Origin of the sequence: Terriglobus sp. YAF25 (genome assembly GCF_052113305.1) — a bacterium.
Taxonomy (GTDB): domain Bacteria; phylum Acidobacteriota; class Terriglobia; order Terriglobales; family Acidobacteriaceae; genus Terriglobus.
This window is the reverse complement of sequence record NZ_JBFRCY010000356.1, coordinates 1-8,023: the sequence shown is the minus strand read 5'-3', so window position 1 is coordinate 8,023 and position 8,023 is coordinate 1. Positions and strand designations below refer to the sequence as shown.

Annotated in this window: 8 protein-coding genes; 3 read left to right on the top strand and 5 right to left on the bottom strand. The window is 57.9% G+C overall.

Going from position 1 to position 8,023, the window contains the following annotated elements; all coding sequences use genetic code 11:
* Positions 1 to 353, bottom strand: a 353-nt coding sequence (locus AB4043_RS15425; RefSeq protein WP_442307449.1) for a RidA family protein, incomplete at its 3' end; no start/stop codon positions are given.
* A gap of 148 nt (positions 354 to 501) precedes the next feature.
* Here AB4043_RS15425 and AB4043_RS15420 point away from each other — a divergent pair.
* The gene (locus AB4043_RS15420) at positions 502 to 1,248 is read left to right on the top strand and encodes an SDR family NAD(P)-dependent oxidoreductase (RefSeq protein WP_442307448.1); all 747 of its coding nucleotides are present in this window, start codon (positions 502 to 504) and stop codon (positions 1,246 to 1,248) included.
* Positions 1,249 to 1,302: 54 nt separating this feature from the next.
* On the opposite strand, the gene AB4043_RS15415 is transcribed toward AB4043_RS15420, so the two are convergent.
* The 3 genes from AB4043_RS15415 to AB4043_RS15405 all read right to left on the bottom strand — a co-directional run bounded on the left by AB4043_RS15415 (position 1,303) and on the right by AB4043_RS15405 (position 5,162).
* Positions 1,303 to 3,657 (bottom strand): Tex family protein, encoded by a 2,355-nt coding sequence (locus AB4043_RS15415; protein WP_442300996.1) that lies wholly within the window; start codon positions 3,655 to 3,657, stop codon positions 1,303 to 1,305.
* A 293-nt stretch (positions 3,658 to 3,950) separates the two neighbouring features.
* Entirely contained in the window at positions 3,951 to 4,295 is a 345-nt protein-coding gene (locus AB4043_RS15410; RefSeq protein WP_442307447.1) for a tetratricopeptide repeat protein, read from the bottom strand.
* Between the two features lie 84 nt (positions 4,296 to 4,379).
* Positions 4,380 to 5,162, bottom strand: a complete 783-nt coding sequence (locus AB4043_RS15405) for a hypothetical protein (protein WP_442300998.1) — start codon at positions 5,160 to 5,162, stop codon at positions 4,380 to 4,382.
* 101 nt (positions 5,163 to 5,263) lie between these two features.
* Here AB4043_RS15405 and AB4043_RS15400 point away from each other — a divergent pair, with 101 nt between their 5' ends.
* Both AB4043_RS15400 and AB4043_RS15395 read left to right on the top strand, forming a co-directional pair.
* Positions 5,264 to 6,415, top strand: coding sequence for a tetratricopeptide repeat protein (locus AB4043_RS15400; RefSeq protein ID WP_442300999.1), 1,152 nt, complete (start codon positions 5,264 to 5,266; stop codon positions 6,413 to 6,415).
* Between the two features lie 84 nt (positions 6,416 to 6,499).
* Positions 6,500 to 7,054, top strand: a complete 555-nt coding sequence (locus tag AB4043_RS15395) for a glutathione peroxidase (RefSeq protein ID WP_442301000.1) — start codon at positions 6,500 to 6,502, stop codon at positions 7,052 to 7,054.
* 52 nt (positions 7,055 to 7,106) lie between these two features.
* Here the strand turns inward: AB4043_RS15395 and AB4043_RS15390 are convergent, their stop codons facing one another.
* Positions 7,107 to 7,730: a GNAT family N-acetyltransferase gene (locus tag AB4043_RS15390; protein ID WP_442307446.1), complete on the bottom strand. Its 624-nt coding sequence runs from the start codon at positions 7,728 to 7,730 to the stop codon at positions 7,107 to 7,109.
* Between the last annotated feature and the right edge of the window lie 293 nt (positions 7,731 to 8,023).

Genomic DNA, 8,023 nt, shown 5'->3' with positions numbered 1-8,023 from the left:
GCGAAGATCTCATTGAGCGCCGCGTAGTCCTTGATATCGCTCAGCGCGACATTCACCTTCAGCACCTTTTCCATCGAAGAACCCGCGTTCTTCAACTCCTTCTCCAACTCGTCGAAGACCCATTTCGCATCGGCATGGATCTCTCCCGGCGCGGCGCTACGGGAACTCTTCCCGGCGAGAAACAGCAGATTTCCATACGCGACCGCGGGCGAATAAACCGCCGGCGGCGTTGATGGAGGGTTCGCACTGAAGATCTTCTTACGTAAGGCTGCCTCCGCCTTCGCAAACGGGGCCAGCAGTGCAAGCCCGAGAGTAGACACAGAGGCGACCACAGATCTGCGACCTTTGTTCATGGAGCACTCCTAATAGGAAATTCCCCTGAGCATACCGCTCGCAGCCCGCCTGAGGAAAAAGAGTTGAATCGTTCCTCTCGGACGCGCCATCCATTTAGACGACTATCGAAACGTTGAAATGATGACGGGACGATTAAAGGAGAAGGTCATGGGACGTCTGGCGAATAAGGTGGCGGTGGTAACGGGAGCTTCCAAAGGCATTGGCGCGGCGATTGCGAAAGATCTCGCCAAAGAGGGCGCGACGGTTGTGGTGAACTACGCCAGCAGCCGCGAAGGCGCGGAGAAGGTCGTCAATGACATCACCAAGGCCGGCGGCAAAGCCGTCGCCATCGGCGGTCGCGTCGAGAACAAAGACGATGTGACGAAGCTCTTCGCTGATGTGAAGCAGCAGTTCGGTCGCGTCGACGTACTGGTCAACAACGCAGGCATCTATGGTTTTGCTCCGATTGAAGCGGTCACCGCTGAKGACTTCCAGAAGCAGTACGGCACCAACGTTCTGGGCCTGCTGCAGGTGACGCAAGCAGCCGTGCCGCTCTTCCCCGCCGAGGGTGGAAGCATCGTGAATATCAGCTCTGTCGTCCGCACCGGCGTTCCGAACGGGACCATCTACGCCGGAACAAAGGGCGCAGTCGATACGATCACTTACTCGCTCGCCAAGGAGCTTGCCCCGAAGAAGATTCGCGTGAACGCGGTAAACCCTGGTCTGGTAGCGACCGAGGGAACAGCAGACTTCCTGGGCACCGACTTTGAGAAAGACGTAGTTGCAAAGACGCCGCTCGGCCGCATCGGTCAACCCGATGACATCGCTCCGACCGTCACCTTCTTCGCCTCCGACGACGCCCGCTGGGTGACCGGTGAGACGCTGCTGGTCTCCGGCGGCGTACTGAACGTCTAAGACAGGTTTCTCTCCGCAATAAAAAGGCCCGGCAGTTTCGCCGGGCCTAACTTTTTATCTTGTCTTCCACTTGCCGCCGAGGGCGGCGAGTTTTTCTTCCATCGTCTGCGGTGGAGCAGGAGCAGCAGGACGCGGCTTCCCTGCAGGAGGCCTGGCTCCGCCGGCTGCCCGATTCGGTCCGTTTCCGCTGGGGGCTGCACTTGCATTCTTCACCTTCGGTCCGGCAGGAGCCTCAAGCTGCTTGATCGATAGTGAGATGCGGCGCGTCTTTTCATCCGCTCCCAACACTTTGACCTTCACAATCTGTCCGGTCTTTACGGCCTCATGCGGATCTTTGATGAACTTGTTCGAGAGCTCACTGATGTGAACCAGGCCATCCTGGTGTACACCAACATCGACAAACGCTCCGAACTTGGTGACATTGGTGACGACACCTTCCAGCACCATGCCCTCTTGCAGATCGCTCAACTCGTTGACACCCTCAGCAAAGCTGGGGGCAACGAACTTCTCGCGCGGATCGCGTCCGGGCTTGCGCAGTTCTTCGAGGATGTCATTCAGCGTGAACGATCCTGCATCGAGACGCGAGCGATCGACTTTCTCCAGCAACTGCGGATTCTTGATGACATCTTCGATCGGTGTCCCGATCGCCGAAGCAATCTGCTCAACGACCCGATAGCTCTCCGGGTGCACTGCTGTCGAATCGAGAGGATTCACACCGCCGCGGATGCGCAGGAAGCCTGCGGCCTGTTCGAAGGTCTTCGGTCCAACGCCGGAGACCTCCAGCAATTGCTGCCGCGAGACAAATTTGCCGTTGTTGTCTCGGTGGCTGACGATGCTCTGTGCCGTGCGCTCACTGATACCTGAAACGTAACGCAACAGGGTCCACGACGCTGTGTTCAGATCAACGCCAACGCGGTTCACGCAGCTCTCAATCGTATGCTCCAGCGACTCCTGCAGCGCCTTCTGGTCGACATCGTGCTGATACTGACCGACGCCGATCGCCTTGGGATCAACCTTCACCAGCTCAGAGAGAGGATCCTGTAGACGGCGCGCAATCGAGATGGCTCCGCGCACGGTCAGATCGAGATCCGGGAACTCCTGCCGCGCAACGTCCGACGCGGAGTAAACACTGGCGCCGCTCTCGCTTACGGTGACCGAAAAGACAGTGTTCAGATGATGTTCGCGCAGGAACTCGCGCACAAACTGGTCGGTCTCACGCGATGCGGTTCCATTGCCGATGGCGATCGCACGCACATTGTGCCCCTTCAGCAGCGCCGCGACCTTCTGCTTGGACTGCTCCACCTGGGCCTTGCCGGTGTGCGGATACATCACATCGTGCGCCAGGAACTTGCCGGTCTCATCGACGACGGCAAGCTTGCATCCAGTGCGCAGGCCGGGATCGATACCGAGCACAGCAAGCGGACCAGCCGGCGGAGCCAGCAGGAGATGATGGAGATTTTCGCGGAAGACCTCGATTGCCTCCTTATCAGAACGGCGCTTCAGCTCCAGGCGAATTTCACTCTGGATCGATGACTTCATCAGACGCGTCCACGCATCTTCCAGTGCGAGGGTCATGTGCGACGTCCAGTCTCCCTGGTCGCGCAGAACCCGTGCCCGCAGCAACGCCAGAATGCGCTCCTGATCGCTCTCGATCAGAAAGTAGAGCACGCCTTCTTCTTCACCGCGGCGGACCGCCAGCATACGGTGCGACGGAATCGTCTTCACCGGCTCACGGTACTCGTAGTACATCTTGAACTTTTCCTGCGGATCCTTCGGAGAATCGCCTTCAAGCTCCATCACCTTGCGCGAGACGATGATGCCCTCATCGAACAGGACCTGACGCAGCTCCTTACGCAGATCGGCGTCTTCGCTGATGCGCTCAGCAACGATATGACGAGCGCCCTCCAACGCAGCTTCCACATCGGCGACACCTTTCTCTGCATCGACGAAGGTGGCAGCGAGAGTGACCAGATCCTGCTCGCCACGCTGTTGCGCCCACAAATACTCTGCCAGCGGCTCCAGCCCGGCCTCGCGTGCAATGGTGGCCTTGGTGCGGCGCTTCGGCCGGTAGGGGAGATAGAGGTCCTCGAGCTCGCTCTTATCCATCGCGGCCTCGATACGGGCCTTGAGATCTTCGGTGAGCTTGCCCTGCTCCGCGATGGAGGCCAGAATCGTCTCCCGGCGGGAGACCAGCTCGCGGAAGTAGGTCACGCGTTCTTCGATCGAACGGATCTGTACTTCATCGAGGTTGCCGGTCGCCTCCTTACGGTAGCGGGCGATAAACGGAACCGTGCCGCCGTCATCCAGTAGTTCGATCACAGCCACAAGGCTGCGTAGCGGAACATTGAGTTCGTTGGAGATGTGTTGCAACAGGGGAAGAGCCAGCGCGGGAAACTTCGATTCAGCCATAGTCCTCGACTGATCTTAAAGGAAGTTGCGGTGAGGAAATGTCGGCGTATCAACATTCGATCGTGGAAGACCGATAGAACCAGCTTTTAGCTTAGGATGAATTTCTTAGAGCGCCAAAGGCGCTCCGTCTCGCTTAAGGGCATGGCTTCAGCCATGCCGGACCGGTACTGCACGATATGCGGCTTTAGCCGCTGAGGTCATGCGCATACCAAGGCTTTATCCACAAACCACGATGAGACGAACCAGTAGCGCACCTCGTCCGTAAACGAGAGCCTCATCCGGTGTTGAGATCGCTATGGATCGCGATATTCGCGGCGCTTGAGCTCTCGAACTGCCGCTTCGTGTCCCTGCTCGGCGGCCTTCTTTGTCCAATAGCGGGACTGCACATAATCATGCTCGACGCCCTGCCCGGTGGCATAGAGATGCGCAAGCTGGAATTGGGCCTCAGCGTTGCCCTGGTCGGCCGCCCTGCGATACCACGTTGCCGCCTGCGCATAGCTCTGCGGGACTCCCTGGCCAAAGTAGTAAAGACCGGCCAGCTTCTGCTGGGCCTCGGGGAAGGTCTGCGTGGCCGCCAGACGATACCAGTGGGCGGCTTCAGCAAGGCTCTGCTGAACCCCTTCCCCCTTCTGATACATCAGGCCGAGGCAATCAGGCCAGAGCGTGTGGAATGCAMCGACAGCGCAGCTCCGGTGGGGAGGTGCTGCAAACCGACTTTGGTCTTATCTTCCATAAGCATTGATCTGACGGTTGACAAACTCAAAGCGATACTTAGCGTCAGCGATCTGCTCCTGAAGGCTGGTGGCCAGCTCCGTGAGTAGATCGCGATGCTCGCGGGCTGCATTCTCAGTGTCGAGGAATAGCTGGGCGATCTCACTGGCGAGCAGCGTGTGCCGTTCTGCCTCCAGGGCGGCGATATCGCGCTCGGCGTGCTGGATCTGGCGGCTGATGCGAAGGAGTTCCGCAGCAGCGTCTTCGCCTGCAATGGATGCATTGATCTCGCGATGGTCGTCCAGCATGCGCTGCAGGGTTTCGGTATCGCCGCGGCGGTAGGCCTGGTTGGCGCGGGCCATCAGTAGGGTGAAGTGTTGTTGTTCGGCATCATCGCGAGCGAAGTCCGGATGGATACGCTTGGCGACATCGCGAAAAAGAGTTTTGAGATTGGGCGGCGGATCGAACTCTTCCGCCTCGCGCGCCGCACCGAACGCGGCATCATGCGTCTCCTGTGCTCGCTGGCGGGCTTCCTGGGCGCGTTGACGGGCTGCGTCCGAGTCATACAGGGAAACTTCGCGCTCGGCGATGCGCGCTTCCAGATCATCGAGCTCGGCGTAAAGAATGCCAACCTGGCGGAGATACCGGCCTTCGAAGGCCTTGAGCTGCGCACGAAGCTGTGCCAGCTCCGATTCGCACTCGGCGAGCCTGACGCGAACACCGGCAAGCTGCTCGCGCCTGTCGAGCAGGGCGGCGGCGTCCGGAGTTTGCTGGAGAATGATTTCGGCAGGCATGCAGATTCCGCGCGCGGAACTTCCAGTTTATCGTCATACGCCCCTTTTCTTCCCTAACCGGCTCAACCGCCGCTTGTCTAAGAGACACGGGAGAGACGACGATGGCATGTTTGTGGCTGCTGACAGCGATCCTCTTTACGGCGCCAAGCCTGATGGCACAAGACACGAAGGCGGATGAGGTCATCCATAGGGCGGTCGGCGCCATGGGTGGCATCGAGAAGATCCACGCTCTCCACAGCCTGATCTATCGCGGGTTCCATTACGAAGGTAGCTATCAGCAGGAGTACGTGCAGACCAAGACGTCAAGCTCGGTAATGGTGCGCATGCGCCCGGGATTACGCCTTGTAGGGTGCAGACCGGAGATTCCTGGCTGCCAGGGGCAGTGGAGCAGAATCGTCGAAGGCTTCGATGGCCTGCGCGGATGGGAGCTCAACTGGCCGAAGCAACGGATGGTGCGCACCGTCAATAAGGCCGAACATGCCCTGCACTGTGGAGCCGCCTTCGACTATCTCTTCATCGACTACAAAGAGCGCGGGTTCCGCGCCACTTATCTCGGCACACAGCATGTTCTTGGCGTGGATGTCGAAACCATTCAGATCGACAGGCCGGACTGCGGATCGGGCATGCTCTACTACTTCGATCCGCAGACCTATGCCATTCGCATGACGCGGGCTAAGCTTCCGATTCACGCGCGTGGCGATGCCGTCGACACCGTCGCTGTTTATACGAAAAACCTGGAAGTGAACGGAGTCCGGCTTCTCTCGCGCGAGGAAGAGGTGAACTTCAACACAGGCGAAGTCATCGACGGAGTGGAATGGACCTCCATCGAAGCAAACACGCTCAACGATCCTGGAATCTTTCAGTCGCCTGAGGTACATCCATCAGGAATCACAGCCGTTGTTTTGAAGATGCTCGAGCAGGCGAACAACGACACTCCCAGCCAGATGATGGCAACCTACACCGGCTTTCGTCACAGCACCGAGGGTAAAGATGCCGACGTGATCTATGACATGAACTGGCTCGGGTACGAACTTTTGAAGGTCGACAGATACAGCTATGCCCTACCTGTGTTTCTTCAGATCGTGCGGGAGAATCCGCAATCAGCGGATGCCTACGACAACCTTGGGGAAGCCTATCTCCAGAAGAAAGACAGAAAGAACGCAATCGCCGCTTTCGAGCAAGCATTGAAACTAGGAGCAAAAGGAGACGCAGTTCAGAAAAAGCTGGACAGCCTGCGCAAAGGAGAAAGCTAGAAGATCAGTCGGTGACATCTCCCTGCAGCGCGATCTCTATAATGGCCGCACACGCCATCTATGGCTAGCGAAATGGAGAAACCTGTGCGGAAACGACTGATACTGTCCTTGCTCTGCTTTACGATCGCGGCATTTGCCGGAACAGCAACGCAGGTCTACAACTACCGCCTGAAGACAATCGATGGTGAGCCGACCTCCCTGGCGAAGTACAAGGGCAAGGTTCTACTTGTCGTGAATGTGGCAAGCGCGTGCGGATTTACACCGCAGTACACCGCGCTGGAAGCCATCTATGAGAAGTACAAGGACAAGGGACTGGTTGTCGTTGGCGTTCCGGCCAATAACTTTGCCAACCAGGAATCCGGCACCGAAGCTGAGATCAAGACCTTCTGCAACCGCAAGTACCACGTAACCTTCCCGATGATGTCGAAAGTTTCGGTCGTCGGCGCAGATCAGACGCCGCTCTATCACTACCTGACGGACAAGGCGGCAAATCCCGCTGTCGGTGGCGATATCAAGTGGAACTTCACCAAGTTCCTGATCGCACGCAGTGGGACACCGGTCAACCGTTTCGAACCGGCGATAAAGCCTGACTCCCCGGAAGTAATTACCGCCATTGAGAATGAGCTGAACAAGAAGTAACCGATCTCACGTCAACAAAGGCGCCCATTGCACTGGGCGCCTTTTTGTTTGCTCAGATGAGTTCTACTTCTTCCGGAAGCTCTCTCAACATAACGTCGATGCGTGGATCGTCCGCGCTCTGTCCATAGACATCGACATAGATATTCACCAGCCATTGCCGTAACTCTTCCCGCCGAATAGTACTGGCCGCTGGAGCGAGGACCATCATCTCCATCGCCGGCGGCAGTGTCGCGATGACAGGCGGCATGATCCAGCTAAGGTTGCGCAGCTCGAGCGCTCCCAAGGCGCGATAGAAGTGTTTCCGCTTTGTGCGCAACGACTGATCCGGGCTCTTGACATTGTCAGATTCCACCTCAAGCAGAAGCGTTACCGGTGGGGCGTTAACCRCCCGGGCAGCGGCAAGGACAATCTGACCACCAATCCCCCGGCGACGTTGCGACGGCGCAACAGCCATGTACTCCAGCAGCGCCGCGGTGCCGCCGGAAAGTACACGCACAATCGCGAATCCGACTGTTACTTCATTCTCCGTTGCTAGAAGAAAATAGTACTGTTCCACAGCAAGCATGCGACGCAGTACCGCCACCGGTTTACGTTCGGAGCTTGGGAACGCCTCCTCATAGAGGCTGAGCAGATCGCTGAACTCCGCTTCAGAAGAGAGCTGAAGGCGCTTCAGCACGAGTCCTGAAGGCTTCGTTTCCGCAACGAGCGATCCAACCATGCTTTATTTATAGCTTCACTGGGCTCCCTTGTGGCCCTTGCTGCTATGTCGACAAATTCGGACGCTGTACGCTCTCGTTGCCCCATTCTTCGCGGTTTTACCGCGAAGGGTGGGGTATCGCGCTTTGCGCGACCGTATTTCCAGCTCTCTAACGACAGCTCCAAAGAGATTGTTTCCCTGCTTAGGAAAGTAAAGACCGGGCCCATGTCCCCGAGGGACATGGGGCACCCAGTGCATGGGCTAGACTCATC

What these genes read in the sequence shown, in the direction of transcription:
- AB4043_RS15405 (WP_442300998.1), bottom strand. Translation starts at nt 5,162, where the DNA reads ATGCCTGCCGAAATCATTCTCCAGCAAACTCCGGACGCCGCCGCCCTG.
- AB4043_RS15415 (WP_442300996.1), bottom strand. Translation starts at nt 3,657, where the DNA reads ATGGCTGAATCGAAGTTTCCCGCGCTGGCTCTTCCCCTGTTGCAACAC.
- AB4043_RS15400 (WP_442300999.1), top strand. Translation starts at nt 5,264, where the DNA reads ATGGCATGTTTGTGGCTGCTGACAGCGATCCTCTTTACGGCGCCAAGC.
- AB4043_RS15410 (WP_442307447.1), bottom strand. Translation starts at nt 4,295, where the DNA reads ATGTATCAGAAGGGGGAAGGGGTTCAGCAGAGCCTTGCTGAAGCCGCC.